1 pseudogene is annotated in these 299 nt (G+C 78.3%); it reads left to right on the top strand.

Going from position 1 to position 299, the window contains the following annotated elements:
- Window positions 1-245: pseudogene (locus J0695_RS40760) on the top strand (hypothetical protein); the annotation flags it as partial.
- Between the last annotated feature and the right edge of the window lie 54 nt (window positions 246-299).

Genomic DNA, 299 nt, shown 5'->3' with positions numbered 1-299 from the left:
GGTTGAGGGGGGCGGGGCTCTGGACGCGGGGCGGGTCGCTGAGGCTGCCTTACGCGCATGCGGATGTGGCGTGCGGGGTGATGGTGGTGGAGCCGCCGGTGGACGAACTCCGGGTGACGCTCGCGGAGTCCGCGCCGGCAGACGCCGCGGGTGAGGAACCGGCGGCGGCCCCGGAGGCCCCTGCTGCGTGCAAACCGGTGCCGCTGCAGCAGGCGCCGCTGACGGGGCGGCCGGGGGCCGACTAGCCTCCGGACCCCGCGGCCCCCGGACCCCGCCTTGCGGGGGTTCGGGGGCGGAGC

The sequence above is a fragment of the Streptomyces beijiangensis genome (assembly GCF_017315755.1).
Taxonomy (GTDB): Bacteria; Actinomycetota; Actinomycetes; order Streptomycetales; family Streptomycetaceae; genus Streptomyces; species Streptomyces beijiangensis.
This window is presented reverse-complemented; position numbering and strand designations above follow the sequence as displayed.